The sequence below is a fragment of the Micromonospora sp. WMMD1076 genome (assembly GCF_029581475.1).
Taxonomy (GTDB): domain Bacteria; phylum Actinomycetota; class Actinomycetes; order Mycobacteriales; family Micromonosporaceae; genus Micromonospora; species Micromonospora aurantiaca.
The window spans coordinates 3396361-3417836 of record NZ_CP120862.1 but is presented as its reverse complement, the minus strand read 5'-3'; the positions used below and the strand labels follow the sequence as shown (position 1 = coordinate 3417836).

Sequence of the window (21476 nt, the reverse complement as noted above, 5' to 3'; positions counted from 1 at the left end):
GGAGTGCTTGGTCAACAGGATGTCCGCGTGGGCCACCTGCGCCCTGGCGTACTCACGGAAGGCTGTCGAGGTGTAGATGACTCCCATCGGTCACCGCCCCGGCCTGCGGGTGTGGCGGTGGTGCCAGAGGGCTTCGGCGACGGCATCCACGGGGTCGATGTCCCCGGCCGCCAGGCGTTCTCGGGTGACGACGATCCAGGGCGGCGAGGCCGGGGTGGCTTCGCCGCAGGCGGTTCGCATCCCCTCCTGGGCGAGTTGGGCCAGCCGACAGGGGTCGCGTTGGTTGGTGTGCCAGCAGCCGGTGGCCACGCAGAAGCCGGCGCTGTCGGGTCGGTGGGCCTCCCACAGTGCGCGGGCCAGTCGCCACAGCAGACGGTGCTGACACCCGGCGGGCGGCTCCACGGGCGGGTTCTCGACATCGAAGGACATGCGCCGACGATCGCGTCCGACGGGGGCCCGTTCCATGGCCAGCGGTCATGTCACAGTGACATGGGACGGCTCGACCAGCGGGAACGAGTCGCCATAGGCTGTCGGCCGGAACACCTTGAGTAGTCGGAACGCGACGCTGGGAGCTGCCGTGCTGCTCGATCCGCTGCGGATACCGGAGGATGCGTGGTCGCATGGCGAGGTGCTGACCGTCCTGGCAGCCCGCGACATCGGCAGGCTGTTCCGCTGGATCACCCGTCTCACCGGGGCGAGTCAGAGCCGGATCGGGGCCGCTGTGGGGCTGGAACAGGGCTACGTCAGCCGGATCATGGCCGGACGCAAGGTCACCTCGATCGATGTGCTGGAGCGGATCGCCGACGGCTGCCGGATGCCCGACCAGGCGCGGATCACGATGGGCCTGGCACCCCGGCAGGCCGCGCCGCCGGCCGCTCCTGAACAACGCATCCCCTGCGAGCCGCCGGCCAAGCGGACCTGGCAAGACGACGTACGCAGTGCCGCAGAGCTTTGGCGAGGTGACGTGAACCGTCGAGACGTATTCCGGCAGATGGCTTTCAGCTCCGCCGGCTACACTCTGCCGGCGCTGCGCTGGCTCACCGCCCCCGACCCGGCCCCGGTCACCCAACGCGGACGCAACACCGTGGGTCAACCCGAGATTGACACCATCCGCGCCATGACCGCGACCTACCGCCAGTTGGACAACCAGTACGGCGGCGGGCACGCCCGCGACACCGTCGCCCGCTACCTCCACCAGGAGGTGACCCCGCTGCTCACCGACGGCCGGTACAACCACCCCACCGGTCAACGGCTGCTCAGCGCCGCCGCCGAACTGGCCCAGCTCGCCGGATGGCAGGCATACGACACCGCCGAACACGGCATCGCCCAGCGGTACCTCACCCTCGCCCTGGACTTCGCCCACGCCGCCGGAGACGATGGCCTCGGCGCGGAGATCCTCGCGGCGATGAGCCACCAGGCCACCTACCTCGGCCATACCGCCACCGGCCTCGACCTCGCCCGCGCCGCCGGCCGAACCGCCCGCCGCGCCGGAATCCCCGTCCTGACCGCCGAAGCCCACGTCATGGAAGCCCACGCCCTGGCCAAAGCTAACGACGAACGAGCCTGCGCCACCGCCCTGCATCAGGCCGAACAAGCCCTCGACCGCGCCGACCGCAGACCGACCCGCAATGGCTCAGCTACTTCGACGAGGCGTACCTGTCAGCCAAGTTCGGACACTGCTTCCACGCCCTCGGCCGCACCACCCACGCCGAACGCTTCGCCGCCCGATCCCTGCGCATGGACAACCGCTACGTACGCGGCCGAGCCTTCAACCTCGCCCTACTCGCCAGCGTCCACGCCCACCAGGGACAACCCGACCGGGCCTGCGCCATCGGCGCAGAAGCCCTGACCCTGACCAGCCAGCTACGGTCCGCCAGAGCCGTCCGCTACCTGCGCGACCTGCAATCCCAACTCGCTCCACACCGGCGACTACCCGCCGTCCGGCACTTCAGCGGCCGCATCGACGCCACCCTCGGCCCCCGACGCTGACCCCTACAGCTCCCCGCGGGCCTTGCGCGCGACCAGCTCCAGCACTGCAATCACCGTGCCGGCACCAACGATCTCACCCCGGGACACCAGCCCGTACGCCTCGTCGAGCGGAATCCAGGCGACCTGCTCAGCCTCGTTGACGTCCACGGGTGTGCCGATGTGCTCGGCCTGCCGGGCGAGGAAGAGCAGATTCTCGGCGTCGGCAGTGCCGACCCACGGTTGGAAGGACAGCAACGGCTCCACCGCTTGGGGCCGCCAGCCGGTCTCCTCCTCGACCTCCCGCACCGCGCACTGCGCCGGGTGCTCCTCGTCATCGACATAGCCGCCGGGCAACTCCCACACCCACCGGTCGAACACGAAGCGGTGCCGCCGCATCAACAGCAAGCGCTCCCGGTCGTCGAGTACGGCGACCATGGCCGACCGGGGAGCCCGGATCACGTACTGCTCGAAGCGAACCCCGTCCGGCAACTCCACCTCGGCGATACTCAGCCGCGCCCGCCGGGTGTCGTCCACGACCCGCTCGCCGTGGATGGTCCACCGGGTCAACTCCGTCGCCTGCTTCTCCACCACCTCGCCAGTATCCGCGCCGACCCCATCACCTGCGCGACAGGCGGCATCTGCTGGTCGCACCACCCCGGCGTTCGACCCCTCGCTTGTAGTTCCGGGCGCGTCATCCGGCGGCGTCCCGGACCGTCGCCTCGATCGACCGTCCGTGTTACACCGACCCCGGCCGGGTCCATCCAGGCCCGTTGCTGTCACGGCTGCTGTCGACGCCGCCATGCCTCGAACAGCTCGATGGCCAGCCAATGTCCATTAGCTCGGGCGTAGTCCAAGGGCGTGCGGCCTTCCCGATCGATGACGTCGAGCCTCGCACCTCGGATCAGCAGCAGGACAGTCACCTCCACGTGGAGAGGCCCACCTCTCTGGAGGGCACCATCACCCTCTACATCCACGGCATGATGCAGCAGAGTCATGCCGTGCTCGTCCGGGTCCTCGACGTCGGCTCCATCGTCCAAGAGCTGCCGCAGCCGGGGCAGGTCTTCCATCTCAACGGCGTGATGAGTCGGGGTCACCCGCAAATCCTAGGCACCCGCGCTGCGCTGGTGCTCAGACGTTGAAGCGGAACATAGACGGGCGCTCGCATGACCGGCGGCGACCCAGTCGGCAGGCTTGTCACGCCACATCTTGGGCTTACGCTGTTAGTGGCTGGTTGCCGACGTTTCACGCTGTCTTGTGCCCCCTGTGTGCCCCCGAAGGCTTTTTTGCCGCCAAGCGGCCGAGCCATCGATGCGCATTCTCCAGGCCCACTTCGTTGTCGGCTGCGCTCGTGATTCCGGTCAGATCGTCGGTAACGACGCGACGGGCGAAGTAGTCAGCCTGCACCGCCCACCGAAACCGGAGCATGGCCAGCAAGCCGTGTTCCACCTCGGCGCGCGTCATCGTCTTGCTCTCTAGGTATGCCTCCACCAGGTAGTCCGCGTTATCGATGCCTCCGACATACATCACTGCCGACGCGAGGTCGTACAGCAGCGGACCGCTCATCGCGATACTCCAGTCGATCAGTCCGCACTCTCCCGTCTTGCGGTCGAGCCGGAATGCCTCTGGAGCCGGATCGGTGTGTAGCAGGCCCCACGACAAAGACCCGACATCAAGCGCCTCGTACCCCGCAAGGGCGGCCGCCACTGAGGGTCGAACCCAAGGACGAACTGCCAAATGTGATGCCCGCGCATCGACCCAGTCAAACCGATCGGCATCCTTGATCGTCACGCTTCTAAGCGCTGCGTGCACTCGCGCCAGGGTTGCCCCGATCAGCCGTTGCTCGTCCGGGCTCCTGCCAAGCAGCCCGTTGCCTGCGACCCAGTTCAACAACCCGAGTGGCACTCCGTCGACATCGGCGACGACGCTTCCGTGCCTCGTCACTACCGGGGTGCCCGCCGGAACGCCTGCCGCCTCGACGTGAGCCGCGACCTCAAGGCCGCCCATGAAGGAACGGCGCGATCCCGGCGCAACCGCCTTGGCTACCCACCGTTCACCGCCCTCGGAGACGAACCACGTCGCCGAGTTCATTCCGCCGTTGTGCACCTGAACCGCCGCGTCCGCCAGTCCCCAATAGGCCGCGAGACACGCACGCAGCTTCCCATTATCGATCACCAGCACGAGTCAAACACCATTCACCGCAACTGGCTACGAACTTCTGACCTCACCGCGTGCCCACCTCGCCATCCCGTCTGCCATCGACCCGCCCTCCGGGGAGCGGGCCACCGCCCGGCCCGCCACGTCAAGCAGACCTTGACGCCCGATGGACGCTGGCGGGTCGGGCGGTGGTCTGCTCGGCTCGCCCGGGTCGATGGCAGGCGGGATGGCCCACCGCAACCACCCACGGACCGTGACCCGCCGACGGGGCCCCGGCCATCCTGGAGCCGGAGCGCCCCCGCCGGAGGCGCAGTAACCGCAACCCCGCAGCCGCCACAGCTCGCCCACGCGGCCGGCGTGCGCTCCCCTACGCCGCGCGGGCTCGTGGCCGCGCGGCCCGGCCGGCTGCCGGCCCAACCTCTCACCCGGTCAACGTTGCTGTCGTCATGCGGCGGCCCCTCCGGGCTTCCCGCTATCCGCGCCAGCCGCCGGGCGTGTTGCGTGGCCGGAGTCGGAGCGCCAGCGGAGCGACGGACGCGCGCCCAGGCGGCGGCGCGTGCGGCCCGTTGCGGGCCGCCTTGATAGACGTACAGAAAGTCCTCCCACATCGGCCGGCAGCCGCCGGGTCCATCAGGGCATGCTGAGTACGTGCACATCCCTTGGCGGACCAGCGTTGACGAGTTCGCGCAGATCCTGCGACGGCATGGCGTCGAGCAGGACTCAGTGACCGACGTCGAGGCGGCATGGGGTGCGTTCGCTGAGTTCCTGCAACTGGACATCGACGGCCTCGACCCGACTCCGGACTCCGATGCCGATGGCTTCATCATCCAGTGGGGCCGGCGGTCATGGAGCGACAGCCGCCTGATTCTGACCTTCACCCGGCAGCTGGCCATCGCTGATGTCGGTGACCGAGATGATCCCTACCGGCAGCCCGAACTGTGGCAGCTTGACTTGGAGATGGCCTTCGACGACGAGGCTGACCTGGTCGGCCTTGACCGGCTCGACGTCCAGGACACAGGGTTCAAGTTCGCTCCCACCGGGCCGCTTCGCGCCGCAGCGCTGTTCGATACCTGGGCGGAGACGCAGCGGCATGGCCCTATCCGAGCAGCCTGGATCGCGACCCCGGCGAGTAGCGGCTTGTCCTTCGAGTGCGTCGGCTGACTTGCAGAGACGTGAGATGCCAAGTCGGTGGAGCGGGGTCACGACGAGTTGACGTGTCGGTACCCGGTGCTAGTCTGGCGCTCGTCGAGCACGCCAGCGCGGCCTTCCTGCCGGATCGCTGGACTCGACGTCGGAGATGCTGAGCGGCCTCCTGCCGCTGATGCGGGCCACGTCCCGCCGGCTCTCGATCGCACCGGCCGCCGTGCCGTTTTCGAATCCGCTGATCGGCCCAGCACGGCCTTCCCTGCCGTCCACGGTGGCCCGGATTCGCTCCCTCCACGGGTGGGGGCAGCCTGCGGCGACCCGCCGGATGCCGATATCCCAGGCTCCTCACCCGTGCCGGCTCACATTCACCAGGTCAACGAGCGTGAAAGGACATGACCCATCGGCGGGAAGTGGCACGACCATGATTCCGCCCTCCGGCGTCAGCCGCCCTCTCGGCGGTGCCAGGAGACACGACGAACACCACCAGCGGACAGGCGTCCACGGCTGGTGGTGCTTCGTCTCCCGTCCCTGCCACCCCCGCAAGAGGAGACAGCCATCTTCACCACCTACCGCCCCGGCCTCGCCGCCGGTCGTGACGCCCAGGTCCTGCACCGCGCCGCCACACCGGAGTTCTCCGGCTGGCTGGAGCACACCCGCCCCGCCGGCGGCTGCTCCCGCCCGATCCGCCTCACCGGCATCATCTCCGCCGTCGACCGAAACACCGGCCAAATCCTGAGCGAGCAGCACACCGACGAGCTGCCCGACGGGACGCTCTACAAGGCGTGCGGCAACCGCCGCGAATCGCAGTGCCCGGACTGCGCAGGGCGACGCCTACCAAGTCGTCTGTCGTGGTCTGACCGGCGGCATGGGCGTCCCCGCCTCGGTCGGCCGGCACCTGGTCGTCTTCGCCACCTTCACCGCCCCGTCCTTCGGCCCGGTCCACCACCGGCACGTCCCTCGCCACACCTGCCGCAACCGGCAGCGCTGCGACTGCCGACCCGCACCCGGGCGATCTCCTGAAGCGTCGACAGCTTGTCCAGCCGCCGCACGCCCCGCTCGACCTTGTCCACCCAACTCTTCGACTTACCGAGCCGGTCGGCGAACACCTGCTGCGACAACCTGCGCCGACCCCGCCAGTACGCCACCCGCCGCCCAACCGGCAACAGCTCAACGCTGCCCACGACGCCACCGCCGATCCGTTACCGCCCGGGTCGCCTCCTCCACCGGAGTCCGATCCGCCTCCGCTTGGGCGAGAAGCCGCCGCTTCGCCGCCTCCCGCTCGGCCGCCTGGATCCGCTCACCCCGGCTCACCGCCGACTCGTCACCCTTGCCCGGCATCCCCGCCTCCGCCAGCAGAAGCGGCGGCACGCCGACCGTCGCAGATCCAGAGTGACGTCGGGGTGCCACCTGCCGCGACGGCACAAGAGCCGACAATCAGGCCACTTAGCCGACGACATTAAGGCGACATAGCGCTAAGGTGACGGACATGGCCGACCCCAACACCGCCCTGCGCGCCGTCCGCACCGGGATGCGCATGAGCCAGGACGACTTCGCTCGCGCGCTCCAAGCCGCCGGCCACCGCGTCGGCGAGCCCAACGACGCCAACAAGAGACTCGTCCAGCGATGGGAGTCCGGGGTGATCGCCGCACCCCGTCCCGTCTACGCCCGCGCGCTGGAGGTCGTCACCGGGCTACCCATCTCGCTGCTGGGCTTCGCCGCAGTGCCGGGCGGGCATGTCGCCGACGACGAACACGGCGGCCACGACCTGCCCTCGCCCGTGTCCAGCCTGGCCACAGCGACACCGACGTCCAAGCCCACCACGGCCCACCGGTCGTACGAAGGCGTGTGGCTCAGCCGCTACCAGTACTACTCCAGCGGCCGGGAAGACTCCTTCGCCGGACAGCACTTCGTGGTGCTGCTCCAGCACGGCGATCGGCTCACCGCGCGCAGCCTGCCCGGCTCGGCGTCGTCGTCCCTATCGCTGGACCTGACCGTCGACGGTGCCGTCGTCACCGGCACCTGGGTGGAGCAGACCGACCCCACCGGCTACTACCGGGGCGCCAGATACCACGGCGCAATCCAACTCATCGCAGAGCCGACCGGCCGGCGGATGGCCGGAAAGTGGATCGGCTTCGGCAAGGACATGGACGTGAACACCGGCCCGTGGGAACTCGTCTTCCGCGACGCCTCGACATCCAAGGCGACACTTGATCGCTACAACACGTCCGCGGCATAGCGCGCCGCCGCCCCGAACCCCTCGCTTGTAAGGCGACTCGGTCAGCCGCTGACGAGAACGGATCATCGGCCTGACCAAGCATCGCCAACTTGGCCGGCGGGGGCGCCGAGGCGACCCCGGCACCTGTGGGCCAGCGAGGCCGGAACGCCGTGCCTCGGGCCCTCGCCGACTTCGACGTAGGCTCCTGCCACGATCCGGAGGCCGACCCCACTCCACCGGCAACCCCAGCGTGAGTAGCGGAAAGAGGCCACTGCGTCCGCAGCCGCCGACGTAGCCGAAACGCAGGCGACGCGGCCCGTGGTACGTCTGGCGCACCTGGCTCTGCACCTGAACCGGTACGCCGACGGGTCCGTCAGCGGTTGTGTTCGATGTACTGTTTCGCGTCCTTGTCGGCGGTGTCCACGTCGTGGCCGGCCTGATGTCGCGCGTAGTAGATCAGCCACTGCATACCAAGCTTGTGCCGTTCGTCCGCGGTGGTGCTCTTCAGGAAGTCGGGCAGCGCCTCGCGTTCCTCCTCATCGAGGTGCTTGCCGTTCTGGGTGCGGGCCTGGCCGACGGCGTCGAACCACGCCTCCGTGCCGACCTGGTGCCGTCGGGCCTCGGCGACCGCGTCGCGGATCTCGTTGTGGTCGTCGATCGCGTCTTCGGTCTCGTCCTCCGGATGACCAGCGCGACCGCGGCGCAGCAGCGCCGGATAGAACACGTTCTCCTCTGCGTCGGCGTGCGTGTCCAGCCTGACGGCGAGCGGTTGCCATACCGCCGCCAGTTCCTCGGTGGTGCCGGCCTCGTCGAGATAGAAGAAGTGACGCCGCAGCCAGTCGTGGTCCTCGTAGATCAACTCAACGATGTCCGGCATCTCGCCTCTTCCTGGTAGTCAAGCGCTCACTGCAGCATGCCCAGGCGCGCAGCGGTAGAACCGGCAACAGCGGAACTTCACCCGGAGAACGCGGCATCGTGGTGACCGAAACCGCCGGATCAGTCGATGCCGGCACTCTCCGTCACCGGCGGCGGGATGCCGCCCAGCGTTCCGCCATGGCTGCGGCGCTGCCCCAGATGCCACGCCGGAACACCAGTACGACGACGACGAAGATGCCGCCGGTGACCAGGCCGATCGCCTCGAATCCGGAGAACGACAGCCAGTCCTCCAGACGGACCAGGATGCCGGCGCCGAGCACCCCGCCCCAGAGGGTGCCGATGCCGCCGAGCACCACGACGATGACCACCTTGCCGGAGGTGGTCCAGTGCAGCACGTCGAGGGAGACGAAGCGGTGGCCGACGGCGAACAGGCCACCGCCGAGTCCGGCGATGAAACCCGACAGCACGAAGGCGGTCAGCTTGTAGCGGTGCACCGGGTAGCCGAGCGCGCGGGCACGGGCCGGATTGTCCCGGATGCCGACCAGCACCCGCCCGAAGGGTGAGTGCACGATCCGCCAGGCGGCGGCCAGCCCGAGCAGCACGATCGGCAGGATCGCGTAGTAGAAGTAGTAGTCGTCGGTCAGGTCCAGCCCGAACAGTTCGCGGGGCACGCCCTGGAGGCCGTTCTCGCCGCGGGTGACCGAGCGCCACTCGTTGGCCACGAAGTAGACCATCTGCGCGAACGCCAGGGTGACCATGGCGAAGTAGATGCCGGTCCGCTTCACCGCCAGGTAGCCGATCGGCACCGCGAGCAGGGCAGCGGTGAGCGCTCCGGCCAGCACGGCCACCGGGAACGGCAGGCCGAGGTGGATGGCCGTCAACCCGGTGACGTACGCGGAGGTGCCCCAGAACGCCGCGTGTCCGAAGGACATCAGCCCGGTGAAGCCCAGCAGCAGGTCCACGGCCACGGCGAACAGCGCCCAGCACAGGATGTCCACGGCCACCGCCGGGTACAGCCCGTTGGGCAGCCAGAACGCCACCAGCAGCCCGACGGTGAGCAGCGCGTACCGGACCCAGCCGGGAGCCCGGGTCACGGCGACCAGCCCGGATCTCGGCGCCGGGCGACCGGTGTCGGTCGCGGTGTCGACGGTGCTCGTCATGCCGGGGCCTCCTCACGGCCGAACAGCCCGGCCGGGCGCCAGAGCAGCACGGCGGCCATCACGATGAAGACGATCGTCTGCGACACGATCGGGAAGTCGGACAGGTACGCCTCACCCCACGCCTGCACGAGGCCGATGCCGAAACCGGCGGCGACGGAGCCGAAGATCGAGCCCAGCCCGCCGATCACCACGACCGCGAAGACCACGATGATCAGGTCGGCGCCCATCAGCGGGTTGACGGCCCGCATCGGCGCGGCCAGCACCCCGGCGAGACCGGCGAGGCCGATGCCGAAGCCGAAGACCGGGGTGACCCAGCGCCCGACGTCGATGCCGAACGCCCTGGTCAGCTCGGGCCGCTCGGTCGACGCCCGGACCACCATGCCGATCCGGGTGCGGGTGAGCGCCCACCAGACGCCGACGCAGAGGGCGACCGCGAAGCCGAGGATGAAGACCCGATAGGCGGGGAAGTCGAAGAGTCCGAAGTCGACCGATCCGCTCAGCGCGGACGGGGTCTCGTACGGGCTGGACTGCACGCCATAGCGGAGCTTCACCAGATCCTGGAGGATCAACGTGAGACCGAAGGTGAGCAGGAAGTTGTAGAGCGGGTCGAGCCGGGTGAGCCGGTGGATGAAGGCCCGCTCCAGGATCATGCCGACCAGGGCCAACCCCACCGGCATGATCACCAGCGCCGCCCAGAACGGCACGCCCGCCTCACTGAGCAGGACGTACGCGCCGAACGCACCGAGCATGTAGAACGCCCCGTGGGCGAAGTTGACGACTCTCAGCATGCCGAAGATGACCGCGAGCCCGAGGGCGAGCAGGGCGTAGAACGCCCCGCTCACGAGCCCGTTGAACGTGTTCTGCAGGAAGCCGGTCATGCCCTGGTCACATCTTGCAGTCCGCCGACGGGGCGCGGAACGCCTCGGCGGCAGGGATGGTCTTGAGGATCTTGACGTAGTCCCACGGCTCGCTCACCTCGGACTGCGGCTTCACCTGGGCGAGGTAGGCGTCGTGGACGACCCGGTGGTCCTCGGCGCGGAACTTGCCGTTGCGCAGGAAGACGTCGTTGACCTCCTTGCCCTCCAGCTCCTTGACGATCGCGTCGGCGTCGTCGGTGCCGGCGGCCTGCGCGGCCTCCAGGTACTGCGTCGCGGCGGAGTAGTTCGCCGCGTGCGCGAAGGAGGGCCGGGTGCCGGTCTCCTTCTGGAACCGGTCGGCGAACTCGCGGTTCTGCTGGTCGGAGTTCCAGTACCAGGCGTCGGTGTAGGTGGTGCCGGCGAGCGCGGCCGGGGTGAGCGAGTGGATGTCGGTGATGAACATCAGGCCGACGGCCAGGCCGACGCCCTTGTCCCGCAACTTGAACTCGTTGTACTGCTTGACCACGTTCACCAGTTCCGCGCCGGCCTGCATGGTGCCGAGCACCTGCGGCTTCGGGTTCAGCGTCGGCGCCTTGAGCAGGAAGGTGGAGAAGTCGCCGCTGGTGTTCGGGAACGGCGCGCCGTCCTTGCCGACGACCTGACCGCCGGCGGCGGTGATGGCGGCGGTGAAGCTCTTCTCCATGTCCTGGCCGAAGGCGTAGTTCGGGTAGAGGATGTACCAGTTCTTGCCGACCTGTTCGGTGGTGACCTTGCCTGTTCCGTTGGCCAGCATGTACGTGTCGTACGCGTAGTGGAACGTGTACTTGTTGCAGCTCTTGCCGGTCAGGTCGGTGGTCGCGGCGCCGATGTTGAAGTAGAGCTTCTTCTTCTCCTTCGCCACGTCGGCCACCCGCAGCGCCGCCGACGAGGTGGGCACGTCGAGGATCAGGTCGACGCCCTGGCGCTCGTACATCTCCTGGGCCTTGGTGTTGGCGATGTCGGGCTTGTTCTGGTGGTCGGCGGTCTCGACGGTGATGTCGCCGGTCACCGCCTTGTCGCCGTGCTTCGCCTTGAAGTCGGCGATGGCCATCTCGACGGCCTTGACCGAGTTCTTGCCGGACAGCTCGGAGTACGCACCGGACTGGTCGTTCAGCACGCCCAGCACGATCTTGCCCCCGGTCAGCTTCTGGTCGCCGCCCGACTGGGGACCACCGCCGCCGCAGCCGGCGACCAGAACCACCGCCGCCGAAGCGGCTGCCACACCCACCGTCCTACGCATGCCCATCCCTCCACCCCGCGCGCCGCGCGGGTCGTCGAATCAGAATTCAGATGCCGAGGTACGACAGCAGCTCCTGTTCCCGGGAGCGCACCTCGGAGTTGTCCATCGCCTCCACGACGCGTCCCTCGGCCAGCAGGTAGTGCCGGTCGGCGACGCCGGTGGCGAAGTGCAGGTTCTGCTCGACCAGCAGCACTGTCACGCCGTGCCGCTTGGCCTCCCGCAGAAGGTCGCCGACCTGCTGCACCAGCAGCGGCGAAAGCCCCTCGGTCGGTTCGTCGCAGAGCAGCAACCGGGCGCCCATCCGCAGCACCCGGGCCAGGGCGAGCATCTGCTGCTCACCGCCGGAGAGCATGGTTGCCGCCGAGTCCCGCCGCTGGTGCAGGGCGGGGAACGCCTCGTAGACCCGTTCCAGCGACCAGGGGTCAGGGCCGACCGTCGGCGGCAGGGTGAGGTTCTCCGTCACACTCAGCGTGGCGTAGCTGCCCCGGTCGTCCGGCACCCAGCCGAGCCCGAGCCGGGCCCGCCGGTGCGCGGGAAGCTTCCTGATGTCCCGCCCGTTCAACTCCACAGTGCCGCGCTGGCCGGCGTGCAGGCCCATCACGCAGCGCAGCAGGGTGGACTTGCCGGCGCCGTTGCGCCCCACGAGGGTGACCACCTCGCCGGCCGACACGTCCAGGCTGACCCCCCGCAGCACCTGCGCCTCGCCGTACCATGCGGACAGGTTCTCAATGTGCAGCATCAGCGGCTCCCAGGTATGCCGTGATCACACGCTCGTCGGCGCGTACCTGCTCGTACGGGCCCTCGACGAGGACCTTGCCGGCCTGCAGGACGGTGACGGTGTCGGCGAGCCGCCCGACGACGCTCATGTTGTGCTCGACCATCACCACCGTGCGGCCCTGCCGGACCTGCGCGACCAGTTCGACTGTGCGATCGACATCCTCCAGACCCATCCCGGCGGTCGGCTCGTCGAGCAGCAGCACCTTCGGGTCCAGCGCCAGAGCGATGGCCAGTTCCAGCGCCCGCTTGCGCCCGTACGCCAACGCCTCGGCCGGGGCCTCGGACAACTCTGCCAGCCCGACCATGTCGAGCAGCTCGCGCGCCCGGTCCGTGTAGCGGCGCATCAGCTTCGTCGAGCGCCAGAACCGCCAGCCCAGCCCGCTGCGGCTCTGCAACGCCAGTTCGACGTGCTCCCGCGCGCTCAACTGCGGGAAGAGGCTGGTGATCTGGAACGACCGGGCAACACCGAGCCGGGCGACCCGCTCCGGAGGCAGCCCGGCGACGTCGCGGCCGTCCAGCTCGATCCGCCCGCCGCTGGGCCGCAGGAAACCGGTGAGCAGGTTGAACAGAGTGGTCTTCCCCGCACCGTTCGGGCCGACCAGCGCATGGACGGTGTCCGCCGCGATGTCGAGGTCGACCCCGTCGACCGCCCGGAAGCCCCGGAAGTCGCGGGTCAGCCCGCGGACCGACAGGAGCGCTTGCCCGGTCATCGCCCACTCCTCGTAGGTTCGGCGACGGACCGGGACGGTGACCGCGGTCACATGGCCGTCGCGTGCTGGAAACCTACGGCGACGCGAGAGGACCGAACTATGTCGATGACAACCACATTCCGGGATGCGCGACGGTGTGGTACCGCTACCCGCCGCTCGGGCTCCCCCGTCCTTCGCCCCGGCACCATGTGGGTGGCCTACGTCCACTACCGCGCAGCGCCAACGCTGGAATCAACTGAGAGGCGGTGGTTCACCGTGTCATCCTGCCGGTCTGGTGACGGGTAGTCGCGGAGGACGGGAGATCGGTGCCGGGCCCGGTCGGCGAAGCAGTCCGCTGGCGACCAGCTCGACTGTCACCGCGACGGCGATCGCCTCGACGGCCAGGAGCGCGACCAGAACCAGTAGCTGGGTCGCCCCGGCCTGGACGGGTGTGCCGCCGCCGAGCAGCACGCCGACGAAGGCACCGGGAAGGGTGACCAGGCCCACGGTGCGGGTCTGGTCCAGCGCGGGCACCAGCGCCTGCCCCACGCCGGGCCGGCAGATCTCCAGCGCCGCATCCCGCGGCACGAGGCCCAACGCCAGGGCCGCCTCGTACTCACCATGGCGGTCGCGAAGCTCGTCCAACGCGCGGCGGCCCGCCAGCGAGGTAGCCGTCATCGCCCCGCCGATCAGGATCCCGGCGATCGGAACGACCACTACCTCGGTCAGCGGCACCGCGCCGGAGGCCACGACGAGGGCGCAGGCCGGGAGCGCGCCGGCCGCGATCGGCGCCAGCACCGGCCAGCCGAGGCGAAGCGAGCTGACCCGGCGCGCGGAGGTCACCGCCGCGACCAGAACCATCAGCGTGACGAACCCGGCGCTGGCCCACCACGAGCGCAGGACGGCAGTGATGAGCAGCGCCACGGCACACAACTGCACCACCGCGCGCAGCGCCGCCGTGACGATGCCACGGGCGTGGCCGAGCCGACCGGCCCACACCGTCGCCACGCCGATGAGAACGAGAACGACGAGTACGGCGGCGAACGCCGGACCCACCGCGACTGCACCTTGACCCATAGGAGCATTCGACCAGCCCGGGGGTGGGTGAGGCTGATCGACGGGTAGGGGCGCGAATGGGATCGGTCGCGTCCACCGCCGCGCCGCGGACTCCTGCCCGCCGGCTTGCTGGAGTGGTTGGCCGGACATCTGCCGGGTACACATCGTTCATGCCAGACGTACCGGTGACTCACTCCCGTGTCGATGTCGACGGCATCCATACCTTCTACCGTCAGGCCGGGCCGCCGGAGGCCCCGGTGGTGCTGTTGCCGCACGGCTATCCGTCGTCGTCGTTCCAGTACCGCAACCTCATGCCGGCGCTCGGCGACCGCTGGCGGCTGATCGCACCCGACCTGCCGGGCTTCGGCTACACGCGGGCGGATGACTTCGCCTACACCTTCGACGCGTACGCCGGCTTCCTGCGCCGCTTCGTCGACACGCTCGAACTGACCCGCTATACGATCTATCTCCAGGACTACGGCTCACAGTTCGGGCTGCGGCTGGCCATGAGCGCACCCGAGCGGGTGGCCGCGCTGGTCATCCAGAACGGCGACATCTATGAGGACGAGCACGGCCCGAAGTACGCGCCGTTGAAGAAGATGTGGGCCGATCCGAGCCCGCAGGCTCTCGCCGACGTAGCGGCGAACGTGTCCGAGGCAGGGTTCCGGGCGGAGTTCCTCGGCGAGGTGCCGGAAACGATCGCCGATCGGATCAGCCCCGACCTGTGGACGCTGTCCTGGGCTCAGGTCGGCCGGCCACCGGGACCGCAGAACCTGGTCCGCCTCCTGGCCGACCAGCGCACCACCGTCGACTGGTTCCCCCGCCAGCAGGCGTACCTGCGGGACCACCAGCCGCCCACGTTGATCGTGTGGGGCCCGCACGACGGGTACATGCCGGAGGGCGCCGCGCGGGCATACCTGCGCGACCTGCCCGACGCCGAACTGCACCTGCTCGGCGGCGGCCACTGGCTGCTGGAGACGCACCTGGCCGAGGTGGTCGCGCTGATGCGCGACTTCCTCGGCCGGGTCCGATGGTGACAACGCGCAGGCATCCCGCCGGCGCGGCCCGACGGCTGCCAGGGATGGACGGGGCGGGATCGCACCGCCCACCCGGAGCGGTCAGCTCACCGGCCCACGGCGACCGGCCAGGGCGTCACGCCGGCTCTCCGGTGGCATCCGGCAGGGTAACCCGCACCACGCACGCGTCGGGCGCCGCGAAGGGTTCGAGCACCGCCCCGGACGGCGGGGCACCGGCGTGTTCGAGCGTGCCACGCACGACGCCGACGTGCAGGGCGCAGATCGCGTCGGGGTTGCGGTTCACCAGTTCCAGGAAGGGGCAGGTGTGCAGGTGGATTTCGGTCGTCCCGCCGGCCGCGCGGTGCCGGCGTGGGCTGAATCCCAGCCCGCGCAGCACATCCAGCAGCGTGTCGACCGGCTCCTGGCTGGGTGGGACGGCGGCAGCGAGGTGGCGTCCCCAGTCATGGCCGGCACGGGTGGCTTCGGCCCGGACGTCACCATGGCTACGCCGGGCCAAATGATCGAGCAGTGCGGCGACGAGCGCCCGGTACGGCGCGGGGGCCGGCGCCTCGGCTACGGCCACCCGGTAGCGCCACGCCGGCCGCCCGGGCTGGCCACCGCTGGCCCGCGCCTTGACCAGCAGCCCGGCATCGACCAGCCGTTCGAGGTGGGCGCGGGCGGTGGAGAGGTGCAGACCCGTCCGCTCCCCCACCTCGGCGATGGTCATGCCGGCGCCGGCGGCGCGCACCAGTTCCAGGATCGAGGCCCGGCTGGCGGTGCCGAGGGCACGGTGACGCTGCGGGTCGATGCTTTCACCGACCGGCCCTGTTCTCGATGTTTCCACGTTGATTAACGTTACAACGTCGATCGACCAGAAAACCGGAGGAGCGGACCAATCCGCACGTCCCACCGCCGGCCGCGAGGCCCCGAGACCTCCGGTCCCGACGAGCCGACGCCGTCATACCGCGTTCATGGGGAGCAGGTGATAATCGGCAGGCCCACATGACGGGTGGATGGCGCTTCGTGTCGGCGTCGGCGTCCGCGTGACGGTCGCGGCCGGAGAGGGGATCTGTCGTGATCACTGACGTCGATCTGCCGACGGCGCCGCCCGCCGGCGTGCCCGCAGGGCTGGCGGATCCGGCGCCGTCGCCGACAGCCGCGGAGCCGACTGTGCTTCTCATCGAGGACGACCCCGGTGATGCGTTGCTCACCCGGGAGTTGCTGAGCGACAGCGGAATCAGCAACCGGTTCGCCCAGGCGAGCAACCTGACCGCGGCCTCGACCGCACCGACAGCGCCGGACTGTGTGCTGCTCGACCTGCACCTGCCCGACTGCCAGGGGCTGGAGGCGCTCAGCTGGGTGCTGCACCGATGGCCGGACGCAGCCGTGGTGGTGCTCACTGGCCTCGATGACGCGGCCACCGGAACGGCGGCTGTGGCGGCCGGAGCTCAGGACTACCTCGTCAAGGGTCATATCGACGCCGCCCTGCTGGGCCGTACGATCCAGTACGCCATTCAGCGCCGACGTGCCGTGGTCACGGAGCGGCAGCTGCGAGACAGCCGGATGCAGGCCAGCGAGAACACCCGGCTGCAACGCGGCCTGCTCCCTACGCCACTGATCACCGATCCCGCGCTGACGGTCGTCAGCAGATACGTGCCGGGGCGGGGGCGGTCGCTGCTCGGCGGCGACTTCTTCGACCTGGTCCAGGACGCCGACCACACGCTCCACGCCGTCGTCGGTGACGTCTGCGGCAACGGTCCGGATGAGGCCGCCATCGGCGTCGGCCTACGCGTCGGATGGCGAACCCTCACCCTCGCCGGTGTGGACAAGGCCTCCCGGATGCGGCTGCTGGAACAGGTGCTCGTCGCCGAACGGCCGAGTGAGTCCATGTTCGCGACCGCCTGCACCATCCGCGTCACCCCGGATCGGTCGGAGGTGGTCGTCGTGAGCGCCGGTCACCCTGCACCGCTGGTGATCACGCCAGGCGCAGCCGATCCCGCGCCGATACGCCACCATCTCGGGCTGGGCATGTTCCCCGGGCGAGGTCGGTGGCAGGAGTCGGCCGTCACACTCCCGGCGGGTGCAGGCCTGCTGCTCTACACCGACGGCGTCTACGAGGGGTTCAGCGAGGACGGCACCCGCCTCGGCGAGCAACGCTTCATCGAGCTCGCCGGCGCGCTGAGCACCATCACCGACCCCGGGGAGTTTCTCACCGCCCTGCTCGACGAAATCAGGCGCGGCGACGGCGGCCGGCACAGCGACGACACGGCTCTGCTCTACCTGACCTGGCCCGGCGGGTCGGACACCCCCACCGGTTGACCCCTTCGGCGCCCGGCCTCCCGGTCTCGTCCTGAGGGCCCGTTCGATCTCGGCCGCCCTTTAGTAACGGTAGCCGGTCCGCGGGTCGGCACAGGCCAGCATCAGAAGGCCGCGTTCCTCGTACCGGCGCAGCGCTTTGAGAGCGCGGCGCTGCGCCACTTGCGCACGTTCTCGCCACGACGGCGCCGGTAGCACATCCATCTGCTGCCCCTGGCCGCCGCTTCATCGCGTGTGGGATCTGAGACCGTCTTCCAGCCCTGCGCCGGCCGGTCGTGTTATGACATGCCCAGACGGAGGTGAGGGAACGTGCGGCCACGATATTCGACCGATCCCGCACCGCTGGATCCGGCTCGGCAGCCTCGTGCCACGTTCCTGGAGCTGTTCTTTGATCTGGTGTTCGTCTTCGCCCTGACCCGAATCGTGTCCCGCGTTTACGATCACCTCGTCCTCGACCCGCACGGAAGCACCTGGGCACGAGCACTACCGCAAGCGTTCACTACCCTGCTCCTGCTGCTCGCACTGTTCGGACTCTGGCAAGGCACCTCGTGGACCACCAGTCGATACCACCCCGACTCATTGGCCCTTCAAGCCGTGGTCGGCGTGGCATTGGGTGCCGGCCTGGTCATGGGAGTGACTATCCCACGCGCCTTTGACGGTTACGCAGGGGCATTCGCCATCGCCTATGCAGCCGGGCAGTTCGCCCGCCCTCTGATCCTGATGTTCGCGATCCACGATCGCCACCGCCGGATGTTGAAAGTCCGCATGTTGATCACCTACGGCATGACCGGAGCGTTGTGGATCACCGGTGCACTCGTGGGCGGCCGGATCCTCGTACCGGCCTGGACGCTCGCACTCGTCATGGAATATGCCGCGGCTCGGACCGGATGGCCACTGCCGTTCCTCGGACGATCCGAGCCGCAACGGTGGGACATCATGGCGGAGCATCTCGCCGAGCGATACCAGCAGTTCTTCCTCATCGCGCTCGGCGAGACGATCCTGGTGATCGGCTTCACCTACAGCACCGGGCCGTTCGACCGCGATCACACACTCGCCTTCGTCACCGCCGCGGCGACTTCAGCGTTGCTGTGGCGCCTGTACTACCACCGGGCGGGGCACATCCTCGCCGAGGCGATCGGCCGGTCCCGGGAGCCCTCGGTCGCCGGCCGGTCTGCGGCCGACACGCATCTCATCATGATCGTCGGAGTCGTGACCACGGCCCTCGGCTACGAGATCACCATCGAACAACCCTTCGGCCATGCTCCGCCGACCTGGATCGCACCCGTCCTGCTCGGCCCCGCCATCTTCATCGCCGGCCGCGCCCGGCTCGAACATCATGTGTTCGCCCGCGTCTCCCCCGCGCGGTACCTCACCCTGGCCGCGCTGCTCCTGTCCTACCCCGCCGCAACACACACCTCGCCCTTCGCCGCCGCGGTGGTGGCGGCCGTGATCCTGCTCGCCGCAGCCGTCGCCGACGCAAGACGGGCCTACCGTCACGGTGCCGAACCAGCACGGCCCCCACGGTGACGGCCCGTCCACTCCCGGAGACCCGCCGCCCGACGCCGTCCCGCTCCAGGAGACGCTACGGCTCTTCCAGCTTGCCGGCTCCGCCGGTGCCGCTCAGATGAGCACGCTCCAGGTCACCGGGCCCGCGAGACCGTCGGCCACGAGGCCGCTACGGCTCTGGAAGGCGCGCACCGCGCTGCTGGTGACCGCGCCGAAACCGCCGTCGACGAGGAGACTCGCACCCCGGGCGTTGAGGGCGGTCTGCAGACCGCGCACCAGGTCGCCCGAGTTGCCCTCCCGCAGGGGCAGCACGAGCGCGGTCCAGGTGATCGGGCCGACCAGGCCGTCGGCGTAGAGGCCGCGATCGATCTGGAAGGACCTGACCGAAGCGGCGCAGCCCGGCCCGTAGGCTCCGTCCACCACGACGGAGATGCCGCGCGCCCGCACCAGGTACTGGATGACGCGGGGCACCCATCCGGAGGCGCCCTGGCCGACGCTCGGGTAGCCGGTGCTGCCCACCGGAGCCGTCGAGCCGAGGGCGATGCCCCGGGCGGCCAGGAAGACGCGTGGGTCCAGCGAGGTCAGCCGGGGGTGGTGGATCTCGAAGTGCAGGTGCGGTCCGGTCGAGTTGCCGGTGGTGCCCATCAGGCCGATCAGCTGACCGCAACTGATCCGCTGGCCGACACCGACCAGCACCCGGTGCAGGTGGCCGTAGTAGGAGAAGTAGCTGTCGGCGTGGTTGAGGTGGACACTGTTGCCGGTGCGCCCGGCCAGCGGGCCGCTCGACGTGTCACCCGGGTACGAGTTGGTCTTGACATCCCGGACGGTACCGTCCGCGGTGGCATAGACCGGGGTGCCCTGGCTGTTGGCCACGTCCCAGCCCAGGTGGGTCGGCCGGCTGGGTGTCTTGTAGCCGGACGTCAGAGTGCCGTGTGCGGGGTTGCTCCAGCCCGCGACGGCGGCCAGCGCGGGGCTGGGCAGGCCGACGACACCGGCCCCCACTCCGGTGGCCAGCGCCGCGAGAACTGTGCGGCGGCGGGCCGGCGCGTGCATCAGACTCTTTGCCTCGTGCACGTCACCCATTGCTGCCTCCGATGTTCGTCCGCGAGGTCGCTCGCTTGATGAGGGAGTGATCGTAGATCTTCGATGTCATTCAGGCAACGGGCCGCTGGGCCGCACAGCACGTCGGGTTGCGCGCCGACCGGAACAGGTCGACAGCCGGACCGACGCGGCGTGATCGGCCGCCCGGGCCGTCAGTCGGGCCGGCTGCGACCCAGCGCGTCAACCGTTCGTACGGCCCCCCAGCCGGTGAACATCGCAGGACCGAGCAGGTGGTCGGTGACGCTTCTGGCCCGGTCGGCGTCGACGATGCCGCTCCACGGCAGGTGCCCGATGTCGGACGACAGGGCGTCCACCTGGTTGCCGTCGGCGTCCAGCGCGAGAGCGTAGTAGCCGCCGTCGGCGACCCGGAAGTCGCGGTTGAACCGTTCTTCGAGCTCGGCGGTCTCGCGTTCGAGGCGGTCGGCGCGGACCTTCGCGTCGTAGGCGTAGCCCCGCAGTTCGCAGGTGGCCCGGGGAAAGCCGGGAAACCGGCCGTCGCGATAGGAGACGGCGTCCGGCGAGTCCTTCCAGCGATGTAACCGGAACCGCGGCTGTTGCCGTACGTGTCGATCCAGTCGATGGCTGCCCGGGCCTCGAGTTCGAGGCGCCGGACGAGATCCCGGCTGGGCGGTGGCGCCAGCCGGTTTACGCTGCGCGTTCTTGATCTCGAACAGGTCGGCGAAGTCCGAGCCCATCTCGGCCCGAAGCGTCAGGTCGACGGCCGAGGTGGTGTGGTTGGGAAGGTGCTGTGGGTTGCACGCCCGGTCACCCCGTGCGGACCGGGCCGGATCAGTGCGCGGCCGGACTGCCCACGCGGGCACGAACGGCGTCCACGCTGTCCCAGTCGGCGCCGCTCAGGGTGGTCAGGGCTGCCGGAAAGACGCCGTCCTGTTCCTTGAGTATGTGCTCGCGGAGCAGTTCGAGCGTCTCCATCAGTTGCTGAGGCCACCCCGGGTCGGCGGGGACCTCGGTACGCGCGGCGCCGAGTACCGCTTCGACCCGGCGGTGTTCGGCCTCCAGCGCGGCGACGTGGTCCGGAAAGTCGTCCGCCAGCAGGGGAAACAGGCCGTGCTCCTCGACTTCGGTGTGCGGGGCCAGCACGGCGGAGATCCGGCGCGCGAGCTCTGCCATCCGGACGGCGTCGCCGGCCGCGTGGGCGGCGCGCACGTCGCCGATCAGGTTGACGACCGTGTCGTGTTCGCGTGTGAGCTGGTCGATCGCGGTGACCGACCGACAGCCGCAGTATTCACACATCATGAGCCCTTCTGTGCGAGTCCGACGGGGCGTCATCGGGTTCAACGCCGGGAACGGCACGAGCATGCCTGGCAACCGCGCGGCACGTGCCCTGAAGCCGCTGGAC

Annotated in this window: 20 protein-coding genes and 4 pseudogenes; 7 read left to right on the top strand and 17 right to left on the bottom strand. The window is 69.6% G+C overall.

Annotation, left to right across the window (positions count from 1 at the left end):
* Window positions 1-90: 90 nt before the first annotated feature.
* Complete coding sequence (locus O7622_RS16395; RefSeq protein ID WP_114919829.1) at window positions 91-429, bottom strand: hypothetical protein; 339 nt, start codon at window positions 427-429, stop codon at window positions 91-93.
* A 148-nt stretch (window positions 430-577) separates the two neighbouring features.
* On the opposite strand from O7622_RS16395, the pseudogene O7622_RS16390 reads away from it, so the two are divergent.
* Window positions 578-1989, top strand: a pseudogene (locus O7622_RS16390) (helix-turn-helix domain-containing protein).
* Between the two features lie 3 nt (window positions 1990-1992).
* On the opposite strand, the gene O7622_RS16385 reads toward O7622_RS16390, so the two are convergent.
* From O7622_RS16385 to O7622_RS16375, 3 genes are all read right to left on the bottom strand, one after another.
* Window positions 1993-2559, bottom strand: coding sequence for an NUDIX hydrolase (locus O7622_RS16385; protein ID WP_114919827.1), 567 nt, complete (start codon window positions 2557-2559; stop codon window positions 1993-1995).
* A 185-nt stretch (window positions 2560-2744) separates the two neighbouring features.
* Entirely contained in the window at window positions 2745-3062 is a 318-nt protein-coding gene (locus O7622_RS16380; RefSeq protein WP_282309037.1) for an ankyrin repeat domain-containing protein, read from the bottom strand.
* Between the two features lie 148 nt (window positions 3063-3210).
* Window positions 3211-4146: a phosphotransferase gene (locus O7622_RS16375; RefSeq protein WP_282309036.1), complete on the bottom strand. Its 936-nt coding sequence runs from the start codon at window positions 4144-4146 to the stop codon at window positions 3211-3213.
* Window positions 4147-4845: 699 nt separating this feature from the next.
* On the opposite strand from O7622_RS16375, the gene O7622_RS16370 reads away from it, so the two are divergent.
* Both O7622_RS16370 and O7622_RS16365 read left to right on the top strand, forming a co-directional pair.
* Window positions 4846-5283: a hypothetical protein gene (locus O7622_RS16370; RefSeq protein ID WP_282309035.1), complete on the top strand. Its 438-nt coding sequence runs from the start codon at window positions 4846-4848 to the stop codon at window positions 5281-5283.
* 540 nt (window positions 5284-5823) lie between these two features.
* Window positions 5824-6283: pseudogene (locus O7622_RS16365) on the top strand (replication initiator); the annotation flags it as partial.
* Here the strand turns inward: O7622_RS16365 and O7622_RS16360 are convergent.
* Both O7622_RS16360 and O7622_RS16355 read right to left on the bottom strand, forming a co-directional pair.
* Window positions 6276-6449 (bottom strand): annotated as a pseudogene (locus tag O7622_RS16360) (helix-turn-helix domain-containing protein); the annotation flags it as partial. The pseudogenes O7622_RS16365 and O7622_RS16360 sit on opposite strands and share 8 nt — an antisense overlap.
* Window positions 6436-6636 (bottom strand): hypothetical protein, encoded by a 201-nt coding sequence (locus O7622_RS16355; RefSeq protein WP_282309034.1) that lies wholly within the window; start codon window positions 6634-6636, stop codon window positions 6436-6438. The pseudogene O7622_RS16360 and the gene O7622_RS16355, both read right to left, overlap by 14 nt.
* Window positions 6637-6754: 118 nt before the next feature.
* Here O7622_RS16355 and O7622_RS16350 point away from each other — a divergent pair, with 118 nt between their 5' ends.
* Window positions 6755-7504: an XRE family transcriptional regulator gene (locus O7622_RS16350; protein ID WP_282309033.1), complete on the top strand. Its 750-nt coding sequence runs from the start codon at window positions 6755-6757 to the stop codon at window positions 7502-7504.
* 352 nt (window positions 7505-7856) lie between these two features.
* On the opposite strand, the gene O7622_RS16345 is transcribed toward O7622_RS16350, so the two are convergent.
* From O7622_RS16345 to O7622_RS16315, 7 genes are all read right to left on the bottom strand, one after another.
* Window positions 7857-8360, bottom strand: coding sequence for a hemerythrin domain-containing protein (locus O7622_RS16345; RefSeq protein ID WP_282309032.1), 504 nt, complete (start codon window positions 8358-8360; stop codon window positions 7857-7859).
* Between the two features lie 142 nt (window positions 8361-8502).
* Window positions 8503-9519 carry a branched-chain amino acid ABC transporter permease gene (locus O7622_RS16340; RefSeq protein ID WP_282309031.1) on the bottom strand — a complete coding sequence of 339 codons (1017 nt, stop codon included), beginning with the start codon at window positions 9517-9519 and terminating at the stop codon, window positions 8503-8505.
* Window positions 9516-10397: a branched-chain amino acid ABC transporter permease gene (locus O7622_RS16335; RefSeq protein ID WP_282309030.1), complete on the bottom strand. Its 882-nt coding sequence runs from the start codon at window positions 10395-10397 to the stop codon at window positions 9516-9518. The genes O7622_RS16340 and O7622_RS16335 overlap by 4 nt, the downstream gene beginning before the upstream one ends.
* 7 nt (window positions 10398-10404) lie before the next feature.
* Window positions 10405-11661 carry an ABC transporter substrate-binding protein gene (locus O7622_RS16330; RefSeq protein WP_282309029.1) on the bottom strand — a complete coding sequence of 419 codons (1257 nt, stop codon included), beginning with the start codon at window positions 11659-11661 and terminating at the stop codon, window positions 10405-10407.
* Between the two features lie 40 nt (window positions 11662-11701).
* Window positions 11702-12394 (bottom strand): ABC transporter ATP-binding protein, encoded by a 693-nt coding sequence (locus tag O7622_RS16325; RefSeq protein ID WP_282309028.1) that lies wholly within the window; start codon window positions 12392-12394, stop codon window positions 11702-11704.
* A complete protein-coding gene (locus O7622_RS16320) occupies window positions 12381-13142 on the bottom strand; it encodes an ABC transporter ATP-binding protein (protein ID WP_282309027.1) in 762 nt (253 codons plus the stop codon). Before O7622_RS16320 ends, O7622_RS16325 begins: the two co-directional genes overlap by 14 nt.
* 258 nt (window positions 13143-13400) lie before the next feature.
* Window positions 13401-14177 (bottom strand): ABC transporter permease, encoded by a 777-nt coding sequence (locus tag O7622_RS16315; RefSeq protein ID WP_282309026.1) that lies wholly within the window; start codon window positions 14175-14177, stop codon window positions 13401-13403.
* 170 nt (window positions 14178-14347) lie between these two features.
* On the opposite strand from O7622_RS16315, the gene O7622_RS16310 reads away from it, so the two are divergent.
* Complete coding sequence (locus O7622_RS16310; protein ID WP_282309025.1) at window positions 14348-15214, top strand: alpha/beta hydrolase; 867 nt, start codon at window positions 14348-14350, stop codon at window positions 15212-15214.
* 115 nt (window positions 15215-15329) lie between these two features.
* On the opposite strand, the gene O7622_RS16305 is transcribed toward O7622_RS16310, so the two are convergent.
* Window positions 15330-16037 (bottom strand): helix-turn-helix domain-containing protein, encoded by a 708-nt coding sequence (locus O7622_RS16305; RefSeq protein WP_282309024.1) that lies wholly within the window; start codon window positions 16035-16037, stop codon window positions 15330-15332.
* A gap of 230 nt (window positions 16038-16267) precedes the next feature.
* Between O7622_RS16305 and O7622_RS16300 the strand changes: the two genes are divergently transcribed.
* Together O7622_RS16300 and O7622_RS16295 are read left to right on the top strand one after the other, a co-directional pair.
* Window positions 16268-17512, top strand: a complete 1245-nt coding sequence (locus O7622_RS16300) for a SpoIIE family protein phosphatase (RefSeq protein ID WP_282309023.1) — start codon at window positions 16268-16270, stop codon at window positions 17510-17512.
* 306 nt (window positions 17513-17818) lie between these two features.
* The gene (locus O7622_RS16295; RefSeq protein WP_282309022.1) at window positions 17819-19036 is read left to right on the top strand and encodes a low temperature requirement protein A; all 1218 of its coding nucleotides are present in this window, start codon (window positions 17819-17821) and stop codon (window positions 19034-19036) included.
* Window positions 19037-19129: 93 nt separating this feature from the next.
* On the opposite strand, the gene O7622_RS16290 is transcribed toward O7622_RS16295, so the two are convergent.
* The 3 genes and pseudogenes from O7622_RS16290 to O7622_RS16275 all read right to left on the bottom strand — a co-directional run bounded on the left by O7622_RS16290 (window position 19130) and on the right by O7622_RS16275 (window position 21436).
* Complete coding sequence (locus O7622_RS16290) at window positions 19130-20098, bottom strand: peptidoglycan DD-metalloendopeptidase family protein (protein WP_282309021.1); 969 nt, start codon at window positions 20096-20098, stop codon at window positions 19130-19132.
* 194 nt (window positions 20099-20292) lie between these two features.
* Window positions 20293-20735, bottom strand: a pseudogene (locus O7622_RS16285) (amylo-alpha-1,6-glucosidase); the annotation flags it as partial.
* Between the two features lie 170 nt (window positions 20736-20905).
* Complete coding sequence (locus tag O7622_RS16275; RefSeq protein WP_282309020.1) at window positions 20906-21436, bottom strand: hemerythrin domain-containing protein; 531 nt, start codon at window positions 21434-21436, stop codon at window positions 20906-20908.
* Between the last annotated feature and the right edge of the window lie 40 nt (window positions 21437-21476).